Source organism: Polaribacter sargassicola (assembly GCF_021991835.1).
Lineage (GTDB): Bacteria > Bacteroidota > Bacteroidia > Flavobacteriales > Flavobacteriaceae > Polaribacter > Polaribacter sargassicola.
The window spans coordinates 1-282 of record NZ_JAHDAU010000231.1; the positions used below are offsets into that span (position 1 = coordinate 1).

Consider the following 282-nt stretch of genomic DNA (forward strand, 5'->3'; position numbering starts at 1 on the left):
AGATTCTTCCTGCGCGAACCCGAGATGCTGTTCTTCGAGACGAACTTGTAGAGGTAATCGTTGCGCTCGTCATCGCCCATGTACGCCACGACGCGGCCGTCCTCGGCGACGCGCACATTGGCGCCCTCATGCTTGAAGCGCCCCATCGCGGTGTGCTTCCGCGGCGTGGAGGAGGGGTCCTGCGGGTCGATCTCGACGATGTAGCCGAACCGGTTCGGCTCGTTCACGTAGTCCGCGTGGTGCGCGTCGAAGCGCGGGTCGTATGCCTCCCAGCCGGTGGAG

Annotated in this window: 1 protein-coding gene; it reads right to left on the reverse strand. The window is 64.5% G+C overall.

The features are described 5' to 3' along the window. The coding region (locus KI686_RS17735) for an alkaline phosphatase PhoX (protein WP_237590422.1) at positions 1 to 282 on the reverse strand (282 nt) is incomplete at both ends.